The sequence below is a fragment of the Sulfitobacter sp. HI0040 genome (assembly GCF_001634885.1).
In the GTDB taxonomy this organism is placed as follows: domain Bacteria; phylum Pseudomonadota; class Alphaproteobacteria; order Rhodobacterales; family Rhodobacteraceae; genus Sulfitobacter.
On the sequence record NZ_LWEX01000179.1, the window covers coordinates 1 to 20,519 of the forward strand.

General features: G+C 63.2%; 20 protein-coding genes. 7 read left to right on the forward strand and 13 right to left on the reverse strand.

Translation table 11 applies throughout. The features are described from left to right. The 11 genes from A3728_RS11420 to A3728_RS11470 form a co-directional block, all read right to left on the reverse strand. On the reverse strand, nucleotides 1-206 hold a 206-nt coding region (locus tag A3728_RS11420), incomplete at its 3' end, for a helix-turn-helix domain-containing protein (protein WP_150120748.1). 134 nt (nucleotides 207-340) lie between these two features. Then, nucleotides 341-1,030 (reverse strand): phosphate regulon transcriptional regulator PhoB, encoded by a 690-nt coding sequence (phoB, locus tag A3728_RS11425; RefSeq protein ID WP_067923645.1) that lies wholly within the window; start codon nucleotides 1,028-1,030, stop codon nucleotides 341-343. 3 nt (nucleotides 1,031-1,033) lie between these two features. Beyond that, nucleotides 1,034-1,750 (reverse strand): phosphate signaling complex protein PhoU, encoded by a 717-nt coding sequence (phoU, locus tag A3728_RS11430; RefSeq protein WP_067923648.1) that lies wholly within the window; start codon nucleotides 1,748-1,750, stop codon nucleotides 1,034-1,036. Nucleotides 1,751-1,754: 4 nt separating this feature from the next. Next, nucleotides 1,755-2,540 carry a phosphate ABC transporter ATP-binding protein PstB gene (gene pstB / locus A3728_RS11435; protein WP_067923652.1) on the reverse strand — a complete coding sequence of 262 codons (786 nt, stop codon included), beginning with the start codon at nucleotides 2,538-2,540 and terminating at the stop codon, nucleotides 1,755-1,757. Between the two features lie 34 nt (nucleotides 2,541-2,574). After that, entirely contained in the window at nucleotides 2,575-3,933 is a 1,359-nt protein-coding gene (gene pstA / locus A3728_RS11440; RefSeq protein ID WP_067923657.1) for a phosphate ABC transporter permease PstA, read from the reverse strand. Further along, nucleotides 3,930-5,318, reverse strand: a complete 1,389-nt coding sequence (gene pstC, locus A3728_RS11445; protein WP_236630472.1) for a phosphate ABC transporter permease subunit PstC — start codon at nucleotides 5,316-5,318, stop codon at nucleotides 3,930-3,932. The genes pstA and pstC overlap by 4 nt, the downstream gene beginning before the upstream one ends. Nucleotides 5,319-5,431: 113 nt before the next feature. Next, entirely contained in the window at nucleotides 5,432-6,484 is a 1,053-nt protein-coding gene (locus A3728_RS11450; RefSeq protein ID WP_067923661.1) for a substrate-binding domain-containing protein, read from the reverse strand. Nucleotides 6,485-6,593: 109 nt separating this feature from the next. After that, a complete protein-coding gene (locus A3728_RS11455; protein WP_067923663.1) occupies nucleotides 6,594-7,652 on the reverse strand; it encodes a sensor histidine kinase in 1,059 nt (352 codons plus the stop codon). 3 nt (nucleotides 7,653-7,655) lie between these two features. Then, nucleotides 7,656-8,177 carry a gamma carbonic anhydrase family protein gene (locus A3728_RS11460; RefSeq protein ID WP_067923666.1) on the reverse strand — a complete coding sequence of 174 codons (522 nt, stop codon included), beginning with the start codon at nucleotides 8,175-8,177 and terminating at the stop codon, nucleotides 7,656-7,658. Continuing rightward, nucleotides 8,174-8,818: a guanylate kinase gene (gmk, locus tag A3728_RS11465; RefSeq protein ID WP_067923669.1), complete on the reverse strand. Its 645-nt coding sequence runs from the start codon at nucleotides 8,816-8,818 to the stop codon at nucleotides 8,174-8,176. Before gmk ends, A3728_RS11460 begins: the two co-directional genes overlap by 4 nt. A gap of 6 nt (nucleotides 8,819-8,824) precedes the next feature. Beyond that, nucleotides 8,825-9,715 (reverse strand): YicC/YloC family endoribonuclease, encoded by an 891-nt coding sequence (locus tag A3728_RS11470; RefSeq protein ID WP_067923672.1) that lies wholly within the window; start codon nucleotides 9,713-9,715, stop codon nucleotides 8,825-8,827. A gap of 230 nt (nucleotides 9,716-9,945) precedes the next feature. Between A3728_RS11470 and A3728_RS11475 the strand changes: the two genes are divergently transcribed. Next, nucleotides 9,946-10,614, forward strand: a complete 669-nt coding sequence (locus tag A3728_RS11475) for a PAS domain-containing protein (protein WP_067923676.1) — start codon at nucleotides 9,946-9,948, stop codon at nucleotides 10,612-10,614. 12 nt (nucleotides 10,615-10,626) lie between these two features. Here A3728_RS11475 and A3728_RS11480 read toward each other — a convergent pair whose 3' ends face one another. Beyond that, the gene (locus tag A3728_RS11480; RefSeq protein ID WP_067923678.1) at nucleotides 10,627-11,997 is read right to left on the reverse strand and encodes a class II 3-deoxy-7-phosphoheptulonate synthase; all 1,371 of its coding nucleotides are present in this window, start codon (nucleotides 11,995-11,997) and stop codon (nucleotides 10,627-10,629) included. 205 nt (nucleotides 11,998-12,202) lie between these two features. Between A3728_RS11480 and A3728_RS11485 the strand changes: the two genes are divergently transcribed. The 6 genes from A3728_RS11485 to A3728_RS11510 all read left to right on the forward strand — a co-directional run bounded on the left by A3728_RS11485 (nucleotide 12,203) and on the right by A3728_RS11510 (nucleotide 18,763). Next, nucleotides 12,203-13,207, forward strand: coding sequence for a GlxA family transcriptional regulator (locus A3728_RS11485; RefSeq protein WP_082851097.1), 1,005 nt, complete (start codon nucleotides 12,203-12,205; stop codon nucleotides 13,205-13,207). A gap of 252 nt (nucleotides 13,208-13,459) precedes the next feature. Then, nucleotides 13,460-14,653 (forward strand): ABC transporter substrate-binding protein, encoded by a 1,194-nt coding sequence (locus A3728_RS11490; protein WP_067923683.1) that lies wholly within the window; start codon nucleotides 13,460-13,462, stop codon nucleotides 14,651-14,653. Between the two features lie 105 nt (nucleotides 14,654-14,758). Continuing rightward, nucleotides 14,759-15,541 carry an ABC transporter ATP-binding protein gene (locus A3728_RS11495; protein WP_067923686.1) on the forward strand — a complete coding sequence of 261 codons (783 nt, stop codon included), beginning with the start codon at nucleotides 14,759-14,761 and terminating at the stop codon, nucleotides 15,539-15,541. A gap of 85 nt (nucleotides 15,542-15,626) precedes the next feature. Beyond that, a complete protein-coding gene (locus tag A3728_RS11500) occupies nucleotides 15,627-16,448 on the forward strand; it encodes an ABC transporter ATP-binding protein (RefSeq protein WP_082851098.1) in 822 nt (273 codons plus the stop codon). Between the two features lie 3 nt (nucleotides 16,449-16,451). Then, nucleotides 16,452-17,462, forward strand: coding sequence for a branched-chain amino acid ABC transporter permease (locus A3728_RS11505; RefSeq protein ID WP_067923688.1), 1,011 nt, complete (start codon nucleotides 16,452-16,454; stop codon nucleotides 17,460-17,462). After that, nucleotides 17,459-18,763, forward strand: a complete 1,305-nt coding sequence (locus A3728_RS11510; RefSeq protein ID WP_067923691.1) for a branched-chain amino acid ABC transporter permease — start codon at nucleotides 17,459-17,461, stop codon at nucleotides 18,761-18,763. The genes A3728_RS11505 and A3728_RS11510 overlap by 4 nt, the downstream gene beginning before the upstream one ends. A gap of 42 nt (nucleotides 18,764-18,805) precedes the next feature. Here the strand turns inward: A3728_RS11510 and A3728_RS11515 are convergent, their stop codons facing one another. Continuing rightward, nucleotides 18,806-20,350 (reverse strand): helicase HerA-like domain-containing protein, encoded by a 1,545-nt coding sequence (locus A3728_RS11515; protein WP_067923693.1) that lies wholly within the window; start codon nucleotides 20,348-20,350, stop codon nucleotides 18,806-18,808. Nucleotides 20,351-20,519: the final 169 nt, after the last annotated feature.

Genomic DNA, 20,519 nt, shown 5'->3' on the forward strand with positions numbered 1-20,519 from the left:
ATACGATTGTTTGGAGGTTTGCCGCGCGCCTTATGTCGGATCGCTGAGGCGCCATCCTGCCGGTATCGCTTGAGAAGCCGGAACACTTGCCGCCTTGTCAGATCCAGCAGGTTTGCCGCATTGTCTACCGTCAGCCGACTATCATCGACCTGCGCCAAAACCTCAACGCGGTTCAAATCGCGCTCGCTCATCATAACCCATCCCATGTCCACTCATCCTCGCTATCGTATGCGAGGAGAGTGACACTTCTGAATTGCTCATGGGTGACATTATCGCTTTGCGCGTACAAGCAAAAAGCCTGTAATCTATATTATGTAAATAAATGATCGAACGAAACGCCTTATCCCAAGGCGTATCCGCTGCCTCTTACCGTTCGGATCGGATCCGAACCGCCTGCTTTCGTCAGTGCCTTGCGCAATCGCGCGATATGAACGTCCACCGTGCGGGTATCGACGAAGATGTCCCGGCCCCAGACGTAATCGAGCAATTGCTCACGGCTCAGCACGCGCCCCGCGCGTTCCATCAGGGTCACGAGCAGCCGGTATTCCGTCGGGCCCAGTTTCACTTCGGTCTCGCCCCGTGTCACACGGTGGCGTTCACCATCGAGCGTGATGTCCTCGAACGTCAGCACCGCGCCTTGTGCCGCCGGGCTCGACCGGCGCAGCTGTCCTCGGACGCGCGCCATCAGTTCGCGCAGACTGTAGGGTTTCACCACATAGTCGTCCGCGCCGGTTTCCAGCCCGCGCACGGTATCGACCTCTTCGGACCGCGCAGAGAGCATGATGACCGGTATGTCCCGGGTTTCCTTGTTCATTTTGAGCTGACGGCAGACTTCGATCCCGCTGAGCCGTGGCATCATCCAGTCAAGGATCACCAGATCGGGCGCGGCTTCGCGGATCATCAGCATTGCTTCTTCGCCATCTTCGGCGTGGCGGACGGCATAGCCTTCGGCTTCGAGGTTATAGGCAAGCACCTCGCGCTGCGCGGCCTCGTCATCGACCAGCAGCACCTGCGATTGCAACGCGCTCACGGCTCAGCTCTCCGGCTTTACCGGGGTCACGGAGGTCACATCGGCCTTGGGTCGCGCCTCGTCCGGGTGCTGCCCGGTCACGAGATATACGATCTGTTCGGCGATGGCGGTGACGTGATCACCCATGCGCTCGGTGTTCTTGGCGATGAAATGCAGGTGCATACAAGCGGTTATGTTGCGTGGATCTTCCATCATGAAGGTCAGGAATTCGCGGAAAAGCGCGTTGTACATCTGGTCCACGTCTTCATCGCGGGCGATGACATCCGCCGCCAATTCAGGGTCGCGCTGGATATAGGCGTCGAGCGCGTCCTTCAGCATGCCATCCACGACCTTGGCCATGCGGCGGATCGCGCCTGTGCCATCGCCCACGGGCGGCATTTGCGCCAGCACCCCCGTCCGCTTGGCCATGTTTTTCGCATAATCTCCAATACGTTCCAGGTTGGCGCTGATCTTGATGACGCTGAGGATCACGCGCAGGTCGATGGCTGTAGGCGCGCGCAATGCGATGATGCGGGCCGCGCGTTCGTTGATGGCGTCCTCCAGCGCGTCGATTGCCTTGTCCCCTGCCCGGACCTTCTCGGCCAGTTCCTCATCGCGCGTCTCAAGGGATTCCGCCGCCAGCCGGATCGCGTCCTCGACCAACCCGCCCATCTTCATGATCTGGGCCTGGACGCCTTCGAGGTCACGGTCAAAAGCGGATGCAATATGTTGATTTGACATTGTTTTATCCAATTCTGCCGGTGATGTAGCTTTCCGTCCGGGGGTCTTCGGGAGCGGTGAAAATGCGATCCGTCTCGCCATATTCCACGAGATGGCCGAGGTGGAAGAAGGCTGTCTTCTGGCTGACCCGGGCGGCCTGCTGCATCGAATGGGTGACGATGACGACCGAATAATTCTGCCGCAACTCGTCGATCAATTCTTCGACCTGCGCGGTGGCGATCGGGTCGAGCGCCGAACAGGGTTCGTCCATCAACAGCACCTCGGGCTCCGTCGCGACGGCGCGCGCAATGCAGAGCCGCTGCTGCTGCCCCCCGGAAAGGCCCGTCCCGGGGGCGGAAAGCCTGTCCTTCACCTCGTCCCAGATGGCGCCGCGACGCAGGGCCCGTTCGACGATGTCGTCCAGTTCCGCCTTGTTGCGGGCCAATCCGTGGATACGCGGGCCATACGCCACGTTGTCGTAGATGGATTTCGGGAAGGGGTTTGGCTTCTGGAACACCATGCCGACCTTGGCGCGCAGCTGCACCGGATCGACGCGGCGGTCGTAGATGTCCTCTCCGTCGATGCGGATGTCGCCTTCGACGCGGGCCACATCAATGGTGTCGTTCATCCGGTTGATACAACGTAGAAAAGTCGACTTGCCACAGCCCGAAGGACCGATGAAGGCGGTGACGGTCTTGTCCTCGATGTCGACACTCACGTCCTTGATGGCGTGGGTGTCGCCATAATAGACCTGCACGTTGCGGGCGGAGATCTTGGGCTCCGTCCCGGGGGCCTCTGCATTCGCTGTCATTCTGTCTTCTTTCACGTCTCGTTCAGCCCTTCTTTTACCAGCGCCGCTCGAACCTGCGCCGCAGCAGGACAGCGATCGCGTTCATCGTCACGAGGAACACGAGCAGGATGATGATACCGCCCCATGCCCGCTCATAGAAGGCCGGGTCGGCGCGTTTGGCCCATTCGTAGATCTGTGCCGGCATGGCGCTGTTTGGGTCCATCAGGCCGGAGGCGATGCCGTCCGGCGGGTTCGATGCGATAAAGCCCACCATGCCGATCAGCAAAAGCGGTGCGGTTTCCCCCAGCGCCTGTGCCAGCCCGATGATCGTGCCGGTCAGAATACCGGGGGCGGCCAGCGGCAGCACGTGATGGAAAACCGACTGCATCTTGCTGGCCCCTACCCCCAGCGCCGCATCGCGGATCGACGGCGGCACGGATTTGAGCGAGGCCCGGGTGGAGATGATGATGGTGGGCAGCGTCATCAGCGTCAGCACCAGTCCCCCCACCAGCGGCGCGGAACTGGGCAGGTGCATGTAGTTGATGAACACCGCCAGCCCGAGGATGCCGAAAACGATGGAGGGGACGGCGGCGAGGTTCGATATGTTGACCTCGATGATATCGGTAAAGAGGTTTTTCGGCGCGAATTCTTCAAGATAGATGGAGGCCGCGACCCCGATAGGCAGCGCCAGCGCCAGAACGACCAGCATCATGAAAAGCGAGCCGATCATCGCCACGCCCATGCCCGCCGCCTCCGGTCGCTGGTCGGAGGCGTCCGACCCGGTGATGAATTCGGGATTGAACCGTTTGGCGAGCGATCCTTCGGCCACCAGCGCGTCAACCAGATCAAGCTGGGCCGCGTTGATGCTCTTGTCGTTGGCGATGCTTTCACGGGTCACGCGGCCCTTGAGGTATCCGTCCACCCGGCTGTTCACGAGGAATTCGAACTCCACCGTGGTGCCGATCAGCTCCGGGTTCTCCAGCACGAAATCCCGCAGGGTCGCCGCCGCGTCCTTTGACAGCAGCGCTGCCATGGCCTTCGGTTCAAGCTCGGTCTCGATCCCGGCTTGGGCGACCTTGGCCTCCAGTGCCGCGTTCATGAGCGGGGAATATCCGAAGGTGGACACCTTCTTGATGTCCTCGATGTCGCGGTTGCCCTTCTTGTCGAGCTTGGCTTCGAGCAGTTCGACCGGCAGCGTCAGATAGGTCTGCTGAAAGGCGCCTGTCCCGCGGGAAATGATCGTCACCAGCAGGACAAGCAGCATCAGAAGCCCGACCCCGATGGCGAGGATCCCATAAAGACGAAAGCGCCCCTCCGCGCGGTTGCGGCGGGTGGTGCGGGCGTCCTGCGTCAGCAGGGAGCTTGCCCCGCGCGGATCGGCAATCGGGGCTGCCGGGTTAGGAACGTCGGTCATTCGTATTGCTCCCGGTATCTGCGCACGATGTAGAGCGCGAGAACATTGAGCGCCAAGGTCAGCACGAAAAGCGTAAGGCCAAGGGCAAAGGCCACCAGCGTTTCGGGGCTTGCGAAATCGGTGTCGCCGGTCAACTGGCTGACGATCCGGGTGGTGATCGTCGTCATCGCCTCGAACGGGTTGGCAGAGATGCGGGCGATGGCCCCTGCCCCCAGCACCACGATCATCGTCTCGCCGATGGCGCGGCTTGCCGCCAGCAGGATCGCGCCCACGATGCCCGGCAGCGCCGCGGGCAGCACGACCTGCCGGATGGTTTCCGAATGGGTTGCCCCCAGCCCGTAGGAACCATCCCGCAGGCTTTGGGGCACTGCATTAATGATGTCATCCGACAGCGAGGAAACGAATGGGATCAGCATGATGCCCATCACCAGCCCCGCCGTCAGAACGGACGTGGCGCCGTTCATCCAGTCGACGCCCAGCAAACCGTCCTCGCCGCGCCCGAACACCGAGACGAGGAATGGCCCCACCGTGAGCAGCGCGAAGAGACCGTAGACGATCGTGGGAATCCCGGCGAGGATCTCCAGCAGCGGTTTGGCGATACTGCGCACACGGTTGTTGGCGTATTCGCTGAGGTAGATCGCGGCGTAAAGGCCGATGGGAACCGCCACGGCCAGCGCGATGAAACTGATATAGAGCGTGCCCCAGAGCAGCGGCAGGATCGAAAGATCGCTGTCCCCCCGGAAATTGGGGGACCAGCTGTCGCCGAAGAAAAAGTCTTGCCAGGGATGTGCGCGGAAGAAGTTGATCGATTCAAACAGCATCGACAGGACGATGCCGACGGTCGTCAGAATGGCGAGCGAAGCGGCGAGGATCAGCAACGCTCGGACGCCGCTTTCAACAGTATTGCGCGCCCGGAAGGTCGGGTCGGTCATGCGCAGCGCCGCAACAAGCCCCGCGATGGCCAGCACCAGTACCACGAGGCTGCGGCCCGCATGCCCCAGCGCCCTGAGCCTTGCGTGCTGCTGGGCAGCCTCGACGATTGCCGGCTCCAACGTTCCGCCAAGGGCGATGCCCGCGTCAGACAGGAGCGCGGGCAGCGTTTCGACGGCACGTGCGCCATCGGCCGCCGGGATCGTCTGTGCCACCTGCATCTGGACGAGCCAAGGCTGCACGATCAGCCAGACCGCAAGGACCAGCAGCGCCGGAACCGCCGTGAGCATCGCGGCGGCATAGCCGTAATAGGATGGCAAGGAATGAAGTCGGCGCACATCGCCGTCGACCGCGCGCAGCGCCCGGTGCCGCGCCAGCACATAGGCCAGCGCCGCCAGTGCCAGAATCAATAGCGTGAGAACGCCGGCGTTCGCTGCGCTGAGTAGTTCGATCACCTTGCCCCCAGGGTCCGTATGGCGCTGCGCATGTCAGGGGCGCAGGCGATGGTCAATGCATATGCGCGCCGATCCTTCCGACCGGCGCGCATTCGTGTCGTTTGGGCAGCCTATCAGGAACCGTCGCCCATGACAGTCTCGTCAAAGACGATTTCCTGCGTCTCCGCCAGTTCCGGGTCGGAGACGAGGCCATATTCCGCAAGCGGGCCGTCCGGGCCTGCGACTTCATCCGCGACGAAGAATTCCGCATATTCCTTGAGGCCGGGGATCACGCCGATATGCGCCTTCTTCACGTAGAAGAAGAGCGGCCGCGATACAGGGTATTCCCCGCTGGCGATGGTCTCGGTCGAGGGTTCGACGCCATCCATGGGTGCGACCTGCAGCTTGTCGGTGTTGTTTTCGTAGAAAGCGAGGCCGAAGACGCCGATGCCGTCGCGATTGCTTTCGATCCGGGCCAGTGTTTCGGTGTAGTCACCGTCGATATCGACGGATTTACCGTCGGTGCGCAGCGCGATACAGGCTTTCTCGGCTGCCTTTTCCTTCGCCTTTTCATCGCCTTCCGCCTGCTCCATGAAAACTTCCATGTCGCCGGTGGCTTCACAGCCGGCCAGGATCACCTTCTCCTCGAACACCTCGCGTGTGCCGTGTTTGGTGCCGGGAACGAAGGCCTGGATGGGCTGGGCGGGCAGATCGGGGTTCACGTCGGCCCAGGTCTGATGCGGATTGGCGACGATCTCGCCGTCCTGAACGATCTTGTCCGACAGCGCCAGATACCAGTCCGAGGGGGTGAAGCTGAAGGTTTCGCCGTCGATGTCCGACGCAAAGACGATACCGTCATAGCCGATGCGGACCTCGATGATGTCGGTCACACCGTTCGCGGCACAGGCCGCAAGCTCCGATTCCTTGATTTCGCGGCTGGCGTTGGCCACGTCGATCGTGTTTTCGCCCACGCCTTCGCAGAACCGCTTCAGCCCGGCGGAAGAGCCGCCCGATTCGACGACCGGCGTCGGGAAGTCGAAGTTTTCACCGAAAGCCTCTGCCACGATGGAAGCATAGGGCAGAACGGTGGAGGAGCCGGCGATCTGCACCTGATCGCGCGCCGCTGCGGCGGTTGCGGAAACGGCGGCAAGTGCCAGGGCGGATGTGGAAAGTCTTGCAAGCGACATGAATTCTCCTGTCAGGTCTATGCGCATGGCCCGCACGGCCAAGCTGCGCCCCGTCTAGCCGGAACGTGCTTCGCTTATGTGACGGTTTCGTTACAGTTATATGACAGCTTCAGCCGCGCGCCAACTCTTCGCGGTCGACCGGCAGGGCCACGGTGAAACAGGCCCCCTCGCCCTCGGTGCTTTCGATCAGAAGCCGCCCACGGTGGCGGTTCAGGATGTGCTTCACGATGGCAAGGCCAAGCCCGGTGCCCCCCAGCGCCCGGCTGCGGTGGTTGTCGGCCCGGTAGAACCGTTCGGTAAGACGGGGCAGATGCTGCTGCGCGATGCCCGGCCCTTCATCCTGCACGGCCACGCGCAAGCTGGCCGTCCGCAACGCCGGGTCATGCTCGCGCAGGGAGACATCCAGATGAACCGCCCTGCCCGGCCCGCCATATTTGATCGCGTTTTCCAGCAGGTTGGTGAAGACCTGCTGCAACTCGTCCGCATCGCCGCGCAGGGGGGCCTGCGGTAGCTCCGGCGGATCGGGCAGCGTGACGTTCTGCGCTGACGCGACGGGGGCAAGATTGCGCAGCGTCGCCTCCAGCACCTTTACCAGATCCACCCGTTCCTTGGGGCGCACCCGCTCGTTCGCCTCGACCCGGCTCAGCGCCAGCAGGTCCCCGACAAGCCGGTTCATCCGCTCCGCCTCCTGCGCCATGACGCCCAGAAACCTGTCGCGCGCGGCGGCATCGTCCCGCGCCGGGCCGCGCAGGGTTTCGATGAAACCCATGAGCGCGGTAAGCGGCGTGCGCAGTTCATGACTGACATTGGCCACGAAATCGCGGCGCATCTGGCCCGCTGCGGCTTCATCGGTCGTGTCCTGAAAGATCAGCAGGGTGACACCGGCCCCCGCCACCGGGCAGATCGCCACGTCATAGACGGTTTCGCGGCCCGCTTGGGCGGCATGATACCGTGCGCGCCGGGCCGTCGCATCGGCGAGCGAGCCTTCGACCGCCTCCACCAGTGCCGGTTGGCGCAGCACGGTGATGAAATGCCGCCCCACGGCGGCATGGCCCAGCAGGCCGGCGGCTTGCGTGTTCAGCGCCAGAATCTGTTCGCGCGCGTCGATGGCGAGCGTCGGCTGCGGCAGGCTGCGGACGAGATCGCCGATCGGCAGCCGGAGCGACATCGGTCAGAGCGGTGCCAGATCGCGGCGGAACCGGGCGGCGACCTGCGTATAGTGCAGTGCGCTGGCGGTGATGCGCTGGATCGCCTGCGCGTCGAGTTCGCGAACAACCTTTCCCGGGCTGCCCATGACAAGGCTGTTGTCGGGGATCACCTTGTTCTCGGTCACCAGGGCACCGGCTCCGATCAGGCAGTTCTTGCCGATCTTCGCCCCGTTGAGAATGGTGGCGCCCATGCCAACCAACGTGTTGTCCCCCACGGTGCAGCCATGCAGCATGACCTTGTGACCGATGGTGCAGTTCCGCCCCACGGTCAGCGGGAAACCGATGTCGGTGTGAAAGACGCAGTTCTCTTGCACGTTGCTGCCCTGCCCCACGACGATAGGCTCGTTGTCACCTCTGAGCGTGGCCCCGAACCAGACCGATGACCCTTCGGAAAGCGTTACGGTGCCGATGACGTTGGCGTCGGGTGCGACCCAGGCGTCGGCGTGGACTTCGGGCGTGTCATCACCCAGTGCATAGAGTGTCATGTCGTCTCCTCGAATTCGGATTGCAGCTTGCGGACGTGTTCGTTGAGCCATGGCTGCTGGATACGCCGCAGGCGGGTGGCTTCGACGATGGTGCGCAGGCGCTCTTCGGTCCTGTCAAGATCGTCGTTCACCAGAACATAGTCATAGCCACCCCAATGGCTGATCTCGTCCCAGCTTTTTTCCATCCGGCGTGCGATCACGCTGGCGGAATCCAGATCCCGCTTTTCCAGCCGCTTGCGCAGTTCCGCGATGGAGGGCGGCAGCAGGAAGATCGACAGCGTATGCGGCCCGAGCGCTGAATTGGTGATCTGCTGGGCCCCCTGCCAGTCGATGTCGAACAGGACGTCGCGCCCGGCCTCGATCGCTTCTTCCACCGGGCCGCGGGGCGAGCCGTAGAAATTGCCGAAGACATGGGCATGTTCCAGCATCGCGTCGGCGGCGACCTGCTCCTTGAACTTCTTTTCCGACATGAAATGATAATCCGCGCCGTCCACCTCACCCGCGCGCATCGCCCGGGTGGTGGCGGAGACGGAAAAGGTCAGCCCTTCGTCCCAGGCGCGCAGGCGATGCGCCAGCGTCGATTTACCGGCACCCGAGGGCGAGGACAGGATGATCAGCAGGCCGCGTCGCTTGGCGGTCATATCGGGTTACTCCACATTCTGGACCTGTTCGCGCATCTGGTCGATCACGGCCTTCAGCGCCAGACCGACGCGCGTGACATCGGTGTTCTGCGCTTTTGAGCACAGGGTGTTCGCTTCGCGATTGAATTCCTGCATCAGGAAATCGAGCCGGCGGCCCACCGCGCCGCCTTCGTCGATCAGCGCGCGTGCCGCGGCGACATGGGCCGACAAGCGGTCCGTTTCCTCGGTCACGTCGGATTTTACCGCGATCAGCGCGAGTTCCTGCGCGACGCGATCGGGGTCCGCGCCATCGGCATTGTCCATCACCTTGGCGAGGTTGCGGCGCAGCGTCTCGCCGATCTGGGCCGCGCGGGCCTTGACGGCGTTCACGGCTTCGGCAGTCAGCGCCTCGATCTCGTCGATCTGGCCCCGCAGCAACGCCTCCAGCGCCGCGCCCTCGGCTTGCCGCATCGCGTCGAAGGCCGCGAGCGTTTCGCCGAACTGATCCAGCAATGCGCGGTCGAGACCTTCGACCTCTTCGGTGGGATTGGTCTGCTCCAGCACGCCGCGCATCCCGGCCAGATCGGTCGCGCGGGACGGCGCAAGCGACAGGCCCGCCTCCATCGCCCGGTCCTCGATCTGTTGCAGGGCGGCGAGGACCGCTTCAAGCTGGGCGGTGTTCACGGCGAGCGTGCCGCCGGTATCCTCGCGGCTGAGCCGGAGCGAGACGGTCACGTTCCCCCGGTTGGCCACGGAGGCCACCTGCTTGCGCAGCCCGGCCTCCAGCCCTTCGACCCAATCGGGCGCGCGCACCCGAATATCGAGCCCCTTGCCATTGACCGCGCGTATCTCGGTGCTCCAGCCAAAGGCGCCATGGGTTCCGCTGGCAGAGGCAAAGCCGGTCATGGATCTGATCATGGGCGGGTACCTTCCGTGCTGGGGCGGAGCCAGCTTTACGGCCAAACCGCCGTTGGCGGCAACCCCCGGGTCAGGCCGATCTGACGATTTCGTTAACCACGCAGATCGGCTTTTGACAACCATAGGGCGATTGTGACTAGTATGGAGAAAGGGTTTTTGCTCTGTGGAAAAGCGCGGCTTCCCCGGCTTCTCGGGGTGGTTGGAAGGCTCATCCGCCAAAACGGAACGACATGACTGGACATCGTATCGCACCGGGCTTCGCGGCCCTTTCCCTCATCGAAAGCTATTGGGAGGCTCTGCGCGGCGCAGATCTGTTGCCTGACCGCGCGGATGTGGACCCGCGCGGCATCGATGCGGCGCTGGATTTTGCCTTTATCGCAGAGCGGACGCCCGACGGTGCGCAGTTCCGGGTGGCGGGGGCGCATCTCGTCGCTCTCATGGGGCGCGATGCGCGGCGTGCGCCTGTGCCGCTGCTCTTTCGTCAGGAAGACCGCCTGCGTTTCGCCCGCATTGTCGAAGAGGTATGCACCATGCCCGCCACTTGCATCTTAAGGTTGCGTGCCCAGGGCGACGGCACGGGGCGCATATTGGATGCCCGCATGAACCTTTTGCCCCTGCGCGATGACAACGGTAAAGTCGAACGCCTGCTTGGTTGCTTCGTTGCTTTGGGTCAGGTCGGTGCTGCCCCACGCCAGTTCTCCATTCTCGACCAGATGATACAAAAGATCGAACCGGGCGCTGAGGCGGCAGAGATGGCGCGGGCTATTACACGGGGGGAAGACCCCACCGCCGCGGGCAGTATCGGCGGCACGGGGTTCGCGGCCCCCGCGACCCCCTTTGACAGAAAGGGCGCGCCCGTGGCGCGCCCCCATCTTCGATTGGTAAAGTCGGACGACTAGAACGCCTCTCCCCTAGCCCGCGGCCTGTGTGGCCTGCGCGGAACGGCGGGCGGAAAGCTCCTCCGCCACGAGGAAGGCCAGTTCGAGCGACTGGCTGGCGTTCAGCCGCGGGTCGCAGGCGGTGTGGTAACGGTCCGACAGGTCCTCGTCACTGACGGACCGGACACCGCCGGTGCATTCCGTCACGTCCTGCCCCGTCATCTCGAAATGCACGCCACCCGGCACGGTGCCTTCTGCGGCATGAACGGCGAAGAATTCGCGCACTTCCCGCAGGACCGAGTCGAAGGGCCGCGTCTTGTAGCCGTTGCTGGCCTTGATCGTGTTCCCGTGCATGGCATCGCAGGTCCAGACGACCGACGCGCCCTCCTGCTCCACTGTGCGGATGAGCCGCGGCAGATGTTCCCCCACCGCACCGGCGCCGAAACGCGCGATGAGCGTGAGCCGCCCGGCCTCATTGTCGGGGTTCAGCGTGGCCATCAGCCGCTTGAGGTCATCCTCGGTCATGCTGGGGCCGCACTTGAGCCCGATGGGGTTCTGCACGCCACGGGCGAATTCGACATGCGCGCCGTCGGGCTGGCGTGTCCGGTCGCCGATCCAGATCATGTGACCCGATCCCGCCAGCCATTTGCCGGTCTGGCTTTCCTGACGGCACAGGGCCTCTTCGTATTCCAGCAGCAGCGACTCGTGGCTGGTGTAGAATTCCACCGACTGAAGCGTATGCGCGGTTTCCGAAGTGACGCCCGCGGCTGCCATGAAGTCCAGCGTGTCGGAAATGCGGTTGGCGATCTCGCGGTACTTCTCGGCCTTCTCGTTGTCGGTGAAGCCGAGGGTCCAGCGATGCACCTCATGCACATCGGCGTAGCCGCCCGTCGAAAATGCGCGGATCAGGTTCAGCGTCGCCGCCGCCTGCGTGTAGGCGCGCAGCATCTTCTGCGGATCGGGGATCCGGGCTTCGGCGGTGAAGTCCAACTCGTTGATGATGTCACCGCGGTAGCTGGGCAGTTCCACGCCATTGACCACCTCCGTCGGGGCGGAGCGCGGCTTGGCGAACTGACCGGCCATGCGGCCCAGCTTGATCACCGGCACCTTGGCGCCGTGGGTCAGCACGATGGCCATCTGCAGCATCACCTTGAAGGTGTCGCGGATCATGTCGGAGCTGAACTGTTCGAAGCTTTCGGCGCAATCGCCGCCCTGCAGCAAAAACGCCTCGCCCCGCCCGGCGGCGCCGAGGTGTTTCTTCAGGCGGCGCGCTTCCCCGGCAAACACGAGGACGGGATAGCGGGCCAGTTGCGCCTCAACGGCGTTCAGCGCTGCCTGATCGGGATAATCGGGCATCTGGATACGCGGTTTGTCGCGCCAGCTGGATTTGGTCCATTCTCGCATGTTCGGCCCTCCGGTTGCGGCGCGCAAAGTGGGACCGCGCCTGTCCCCTGCCTCCTATACAAAAGCGTGCGATGAGACGCCAGAACCCAAATTCCGCCTCTTGACCTGTCCCCCCGGGCGTGAGCAAGCTTCGCGGCAAGTCGTGCGGCCTCCGTGAAACATGCGGTCAGGGCGCGCCGGGACCATACCAGAAGAAAGACGCGCGATGTCAGAACCGCGACAGGCCCCCCGGATATCGAAGGATTTCGACCGTCCCAGAAGGTTCGTCTTCGTCCTGCTGGAAAACTTCACGCTTCTCAGCTTTGCCTCTGCCGTGGAATGCCTGCGCATCGCCAACCGGATGATGGGCTGGCAGGCCTATGACTGGCGCATCATCGGCGAAGGCGGCGAAGAGGTGACAAGCTCTGCCGGGGCGCGCTTCACGCTCGACGGCGATCTTGATGAGCTGTCGCGCGACGATACCATCATGCTCTGCGGGGGCATCGACGTGCAGGCCGCGACCACGAAGCGTCTGCTGGGCTGGGTGCGCCGCGAATCCCGCAAGGGCATGGCCGTGGGCGGGCTGTGCACGGCGGCCTACACACTGGCGCGGGCCGGCCTGCTGGACGGCAAGAAGGCCACCATCCACTGGGAAAATCAGGACAGTTTCGCCGAAGAGTTTCAGGAAGTGGACCTCACGAAATCCGTCTTCGTGGTGGATGGCAATCGCCTGACCACGGCGGGCGGGACCTCTTCCATCGACCTCATGCTCAAGCTCATCGCGGATCAGCAGGGGGAGGAACTGGCGAACGCGGTGGCGGACCAGCTGATATATTCATCGATCCGCACCGATCAGGATACCCAGCGCCTTTCGGTGCCCACGCGCATCGGCGTGCGCCATCCGAAACTGAGCCAGGTCATCCAGATGATGGAAACGAATATCGAGGAACCCATCAGCCCCTCGGTGCTGGCGCGGGATGTTGGCATGTCCACCCGGCAGCTGGAACGCCTGTTCCGCCGCTATCTGAACCGCAGCCCCAAGCGGTACTACATGGAACTGCGCCTGCAAAAGGCGCGGAACCTGTTGATGCAGACTGATATGAGCGTGATCAACGTGGCGCTCGCCTGCGGCTTCGCCTCGCCCTCACATTTTTCCAAGTGCTACCGGTCGCATTATGACACGACCCCCTACCGCGAACGCGGCAGTCACGCGGCACGGCTGTCGATCTGACGGGCGAAAGGGCCGCTTGAGGGCAATTCGCATCCCTCTTACGACGCGGAAAGATCATCCGCGAAAGCCTGCGTTTAGACCGAATTCCGGATAATTTATTCAGCTACGGTGGAAGCCGTGAACAAAAGCTCCGCGAAATCGGTGCGATGCGCCGGGTTGACCCGCGGGACCCTTCCAAAAATTGGCTTTTCTTTTCGCGAAACGCATCCTAACGTCCCTACCGAACGTCAAGTTCCAACTAGGGAGAATACCATGAAAAAGATGCTTATGGCCACAACGGCTGCGGCACTTCTCGCGACGAACGCCTGGGCGGATGCCCATTCCAAGGAAGTCAAACTGGGTATCGAATTCGGCTTCACCGGCCCCATCGAATCCCTGACCGGGCCCATGGCGGCCGGTGCCGAAATGGCGATGAAAGAAGTCACCGACAGCGGCATGCTGATGGACGGCGCCATGGTCACCGCGCTGCGCGCGGATTCCGGTTGCATCGACAACGGCCTCGCCGTCTCTTCCGCGGAACGCCTGATTGCCGATGGCATCAACGGGCTGATCGGCGCGGATTGCTCCGGCGTGACGGGCGCCGTGCTGCAGAACGTCGCCATTCCGAACGGCATGGTCATGATCTCGCCCTCCGCAACCTCGCCCGGCCTGACCACCATGGAAGACAACGGCCTGTTCTTCCGCACCTCGCCGTCGGATGCGCGCGAAGGCGAAGTGATGGCGGAAATCCTTAAGGAGCGTGGCGTCGAATCCATCGCCCTGACCTATACCAACAACGATTACGGCAAGGGTCTCGCGGACGCGATTGAATCCAGCTTTAAGGCCGCGGGCGGCGAAGTCACGATCGTTGCGGCGCATGAGGACGGCAAGGCCGACTACTCCGCCGAAATGGGTGCGCTTGCCTCCGCCGGTGGCGACCTGCTGGTTGTTGCGGGCTATCTCGACCAGGGTGGTGCGGGCATCATCAAGGCGGCGCTCGACTCCGGCGCATGGGATACCTTCGGCCTGCCCGGCGGCATGATCGGTGAAAACCTGCCCAAGAACATCGGCCCCGACCTCGACGGCTCCTACGGCCAGATCGCGGGTTCCGAAGGCAAGGGCATCGATACATTCGCCAAGATGGCCGAAGAAGCAGGCTTTGACGGCACATCGCCCTATGCGCCCGAGTCCTACGATGCGGCGGCGCTCTTCCTGCTGGCCATGCAGGCCGCCGGTTCGACAGACCCGGCAGAGTACAAGGACAAGATCATGGAAGTGGCCAACGCCCCCGGCGAAAAGGTCTATCCCGGTGAGCTTGGCAAGGCCCTGGAAATGATCGCGAACGGGACGGACATCGACTATGTCGGCGCCTCCGCAGTGGAACTGATCGGACCCGGTGAATCCGCGGGCACCTATCGCATGATCGAAGTACGCGACGGCAAGAACGAGACTATCGGCTTCAAGTAAGCCCGACGGTCCTTTACGAAAACGATACAGCCCGGAGCCCGCTTCGGGCTGTATCGCACCAATGATAACGCATCTGCGCAAAGTGGAGCGGACAGGGATGGACAGATGATCGTCGTTGACGACGTACACAAGCAATTCGGGGGATTCCACGCCGTCGACGGCGCAAGCCTGTCGATCGAAAAGGGATCCATCACGGGGCTGATCGGCCCCAACGGTGCGGGCAAGACCACCCTCTTCAACGTGATCGCCGGGGTGCTGAAACCGACCTCCGGTCGTGTCACCATGGACGGCGAGGATATCACCGGCCTGCCGCCGCATGAGCTGTTCCACAAGGGGCTGCTGCGCACCTTCCAGATCGCGCATGAATTCTCCTCCATGACCTGCCGCGAGAACCTGATGATGGTGCCGGGTGGTCAATCGGGCGAGAAACTGTGGAACACGTGGTTTGGACGCAAGCGCATCGCCGACGAGGAGCGCGCGCTACGTGCCAAGGCCGACGAGGTGCTGGAATTCCTGACCGTCGAACATCTGGCCGACCAGAAGGCCGGGCAAATCTCCGGCGGGCAGAAAAAACTGCTGGAACTGGGCCGGACCATGATGGTCGATGCCAAGATCGTATTTCTCGACGAAGTGGGGGCCGGGGTGAACCGGACCCTGCTCAACACCATCGGCGACGCGATCCTGCGGCTCAACGCTGAGCGCGGCTATACTTTCGTCGTCATCGAGCATGACATGGATTTCATCGGGCGGCTTTGCGACCCGGTGATCTGCATGGCCGAGGGGCATGTGCTGGCCACCGGCACGCTGGACGAGATCAAGGCCAACGAACAGGTGATCGAGGCCTATCTGGGCACCGGGCTGAAGAACAAGTCGAAGGTGAACGCGTGACCGCGATGCGCGGGCGCGGCGCTGCCGATCCGTCCTGGGGGCGCGCCCCCAGACCCCCCGAGTATTTGAAAAAGGGTGAAGAAGGATGAGCGATCCCTATTCCGACCGGGGCAACAAGGATGTCTCGATTGCCAATCCGAAGGGCATGGGAAGCGCCCAGCCGATACAAAAGAGCGGCGCCGTGGAGCCCGCCGCCGGCGGCCCCTTCCTGATCGGAGAGAACATGACCGGGGGCTACGGCAAGGGCCCCGATATCCTGCATGATTGCACGATCTCCGTCGACGAGGGCGAGATCGCCGTCATCGTTGGGCCGAATGGTGCGGGCAAGTCCACGGGCATGAAGGCGGTCTTCGGCATGCTGGACCTGCGCGAGGGCCGCGTGAAGCTGGACAGTGAGGATATCACCGCCCTGTCCCCGCAGGACCGCGTGGCCAAGGGCATGGGTTTCGTGCCCCAGACATCCAACATCTTCACCTCGATGACGGTGGAGGAGAACCTCGAGATGGGGGCCTTCATCCGGCGCGATGACTTCCGCGATACCATGACGCAGGTCTATGACCTGTTCCCGATCCTGAAGGAGAAACGGTTTCAGGCCGCGGGGGAGCTTTCGGGCGGGCAGCGCCAGCAGGTGGCCGTGGGCCGCGCGCTGATGACGCGCCCCAAGGTCCTGATGCTGGATGAGCCCACCGCCGGGGTTTCGCCCATCGTGATGGACGAATTGTTCGACCGCATCATCGAAGTGGCGCGCACCGGCATTCCCATCCTCATGGTGGAACAGAATGCCCGGCAGGCGCTGGAAATCGCCGACAAGGGATATGTTCTGGTACAGGGCCGCAACGCCTATACCGGCAGCGGCAAGGAATTGCTGGCCGATCCGGAAGTCCGCAAATCATTTCTGGGAGGCTGAGGCATGGAGTTTCTCAACGCCATCGTGGCGCTATCGAACTATGTGCTCATTCCGGGCATCGCCTATGGCAGCCAGCTGGCACTGGGCGCGCTTGGCGTGACGCTGGTCTACGGCATTCTGCGCTTTTCCAACTTCGCCCACGGGGACACGATGGCGTTCGGGGCCATGGTGACGATCCTGTTCACATGGTGGTTCCAGTCGATGGGGCTAAGCCTCGGCCCGCTGCCCACCGCGCTCATCGCGCTGCCGCTCGGTATTCTGGGGACCATGGGGTTACTGCTTTTGACGGATCGTTTCGTCTATCGGTTCTACCGGGCGCAGAAGGCCAAGCCCGTGATCCTCGTGATCGTGTCGCTGGGTGTGATGTTCATTATGAACGGGATCGTGCGTTTCATCATCGGCGCGGATGACATCAATTTTCTCGACGGGGAACGCTTCATCATCTCGGCGCGCGATTTCAAGACCATGACCGGGCTGGACGAGGGGCTCGCCTTTCGCACCACGCAGTTGATCACCATCGTCACCGCCATGATCATCGTGGCGGCCCTGTTCTGGTTCCTCAACAAGACGCGGTCGGGCAAGTCGATGCGCGCCTATTCGGACAATGAGGACCTGGCCCTGCTGTCGGGCATCAACCCCGAGCGTGTGGTGATGATCACATGGTTGATCGTGGCGGTGCTGGCGACGGTGGCGGGCGTGCTTTACGGGCTCGACAAGTCGTTCAAGCCTTTCACCTATTTCCAGTTGCTTCTGCCGATATTCGCCAGCGCTATCGTGGGCGGGTTGGGCAATCCGGTGGGGGCCATCGCGGGCGGTTTCGTGATCGCCTTTTCAGAGGTCACGATCACCTATGCGTGGAAAAAGGTGCTGGGCTATCTGTTGCCCGAGAGCCTTGAGCCCAGCGGCCTCGTGCAGCTTCTCAGCACCGATTACAAGTTCGCGGTCAGCTTCGTGATCCTGCTGATCGTGTTGCTGGTCAAACCCACGGGATTGTTCAAGGGACAGGCGGTATGAGCGAAGGCATCCGGAATACGCTTCTCTTTCTGCTGGTGGCGGGGCTCATTACCTATGTGGGCTATGCGCAGAGCCTGAACTCGGCGCTGCTCATCATTGCGATGGGGCTTTTGTCGTCGATCATGGCGCTTGGGGTGAACCTGCAATGGGGGTTCGCCGGTCTTTTCAACGTGGGCATCATGGGTTTCGTGGCGCTTGGCGGGCTGGCCGCCGTGCTGGTGGGCATGCCGCCCACGCCCGGCGGATTCTCTGCCGGGGGCGTGGGCGTGCTGGTGGCCCTGCTCATGGGGGGCGCCACGATCGCGGCGGCTGTCTATGCCACCAAGAAGATGCGCAAGGGCTGGCTGCGGACCGTGGTCGTAATCGTTCTGCTGGTGGGCGGTTTCTTCGTGTTCCGCGCCCTCCTTGACCCGTCGGTGGCCCGGATCGAGGAGATCAACCCGGCTGAATACGGCTATCTCGGCGGTCTTGGCTGGCCGGTTCTGCTTGCCTGGCCGGTGGGCGGCCTCTTTGCCGCCGGTGCGGCTTGGCTGATCGGCAAGACGGCACTTGGCCTGCGGTCCGACTACCTGGCCATCGCGACGCTGGGCATCGCTGAGATCATCATCGCCGTGATGAAGAACGAGGATTGGCTGACGCGCGGGGTCAAGAACGTCATCGGTGTGCCCCGCCCCGTCCCCTATGAAATCGATCTGCAGAACGATCCCAGCTTCGTGGAGCGGGCGGCGCAACTGGGGATGGACCCGGTCGAAGGCTCGACCCTCTGGGTGAAGTTCCTTTACGTGCTGCTATTCGGGGCGGTCCTGCTGATCCTTCTGTGGATGAGCCAGCGCGCCCTGCACAGCCCCTGGGGCCGGATGCTGCGCGCCATCCGCGACAACGAAGTCGCCGCCGAAGCCATGGGCAAGGACGTGACGGCGCGGCATCTGCAGGTCTTCATCCTCGGCTCGGCGGTCTGTGGCATCGCGGGGGCGATGATGACGACGATGGACAGTCAGCTTACCCCGGGCACCTACCAGCCGCTGCGGTTCACCTTCCTGATTTGGGTGATGGTGATCGTCGGCGGTTCCGGCAACAACTTCGGCGCGGTGCTTGGTGGCTTCCTGATCTGGTTCCTCTGGGTGCAGGTGGAGCCCATCGGCCTTTGGCTCATGAATGTCATCACCTATGGCATGGCCGAAGGATCGCCGCTGAAGGCGCATCTGATCGACAGCGCGGCCCATATGCGGCTGCTGACCATGGGGTTGGTGCTGCTCATTGTGTTGCGGTTCAGCCCGCGCGGGTTGATCCCCGAGAAATGAGGCGTGAGCCCGGACCGTCACGGTCCGGGCCGCCCCGTGAAGTCAGCGCCCCTTGAACAGACCGCCGAGGATGCCGCGCACGATGCGCCGCCCGGTGGTCCCCTTCAGTTCCTTGATCACGACGGAGGCGATAGCCCCGCCTACGCTTTCCGCATCCCGGCGGCCTGCCCCCCGGCCCGCCGGGGAATGGCCCCCGCCGTAGCGCCGACCCTTGCTGTATTCGCGTTTCTCCGCCTCGGCCGCCTGCTCTGCGGCCTCTTCTTCCGGCCTGGCCTCTGCCGCCGCCTGTTCCGCCCGGGTGCGCAGCATCTCGAACGCGGATTCGCGGTCGAGCGCTGTCGCATAGCTGTCGCGCAGGTCTGAGGCCGCGATGATTTCGGCGCGTTCATCCGACGTGATGGGGCCAAGCTGGGACGACGGGGGCCGGATCAGTGTGCGTTCGACGATCCCGGGCGCGCCCTTTTTCTGCAGCATGGAGGTGACGGCTTCGCCCACGCCCACGTCGCGGATCGCGTCCTCCGTATCGAAACGCGGATTTTCGCGGTAGGTCTCTGCCGCGTGGCGCAACTCGCGCCGGTCCCGCGCGGTAAAGGCGCGCAGCGCGTGCTGTATGCGGTTGCCAAGCTGGCCCAGCACATCGTCAGGCACGTCGGCGGGGTTCTGCGTCACGAAATAGACGCCGACACCTTTGGAACGGATCAGCCGGGCAACCTGTTCCACCTTGTCCACCAATGCCTTGGGGGCGTCTTCGAACAGCAGATGCGCCTCGTCGAAGAAGAACACCAGCTTCGGCTTGTCCGGGTCACCAACCTCGGGCAGTTCCTCGAAAAGCTCCGACAGCAGCCAGAGCAGGAAGGTCGCATAGAGGCGCGGCGCGCTCATCAGCCGGTCCGCGGCAAGGATATTGACGGAGCCGCGCCCGTCCGGACCCACGCGCATCATGTCGCTGAGCGCAAGTGCCGGTTCGCCGAAAAACTGCGCCGCCCCCTGATTTTCCAGCACCAGCAACCGGCGCTGGATGGCACCCACCGAGGCGGTGGAGATGTTGCCATAGCGCAGGGACAGATCGGAGGCGTTCTCCCCCACCCAGACGAGCAGGGCGCGAAGGTCCTTCAGGTCGAGCATGGGCAGGCCGTCCTCGTCCGCGACGCGGAAGGCGATGTTGAGGATGCCTTCCTGCGCCTCGCTGAGGTCGAGCAGTTGCGACAGCAGCAGCGGCCCCATTTCCGATACCGTGGTGCGTACCGGATGGCCTTGTTCGCCGAAGAGATCCCAGAAGGTGACCGGAAAGCCCGCGTAGGTATAATCGTCGAAACCGATCTTTTCCGCGCGCTCCATGAAGGGACCGTGCAACTTGTGGGTTTCGCTGCCGGGTTTGGCGAGCCCCGAAAGATCGCCCTTCACATCGGACAGAAAGACCGGAACGCCCGCGGCCGAAAACCCTTCGGCCAGAATCTGCAGAGTTACGGTCTTACCCGTTCCGGTGGCCCCGGCGATCAACCCGTGCCGGTTCGCGTAGCGCAGACTGAGGTATTGTTTGTCCGCGTAGCCCTCGCCGCCGCCGCCGATGAAGATGTCTTGGGTCACGGAATGTCCTTTCGCCGGGGAGGGGTATGAAACGTCCGCCGCAGCATACAAATTTAACCTCTGTTCGCGATAGTCGAAATCGTTCCGCGCCGGTTCTGCCGGGGCGGGGCATTTCCTCCCTGTCAGACTGGCCGCGCCTTCGGGTGCGGCCCTTTTTCCGTCAGGGGCT